At 40.8% G+C, this 213-nt stretch carries 1 protein-coding gene; it reads left to right on the top strand.

All coding sequences use genetic code 11. The features are described from left to right. Positions 1 to 213 (top strand): hypothetical protein (locus tag RT99_RS25475; protein WP_042566756.1); only part of this gene is annotated, 213 nt, incomplete at both ends.

Here is a 213-nt window from a genome sequence, read left to right as displayed (position 1 = left end):
ATCTGTGAGATCACCAACCCGACAAACTGTGATTCTGTAATTTCAGTGGTTGTGGTAGGAAAACCAACCATTGATGCTGTAACTGAAACTACAGCTTCAATCAATGGAAACACGGGAGGAACTACAACAGAATCAGTAATTACAAATGATACCCTAAACGGAAATCCGGTTGTTATTGGAACAAATCCTGGCGAAGTAAAACTAACGGGGATC

The sequence above is a fragment of the Flavobacterium sp. MEB061 genome (assembly GCF_000834715.1).
GTDB lineage: Bacteria > Bacteroidota > Bacteroidia > Flavobacteriales > Flavobacteriaceae > Flavobacterium > Flavobacterium pectinovorum.
This window is presented reverse-complemented; position numbering and strand designations above follow the sequence as displayed.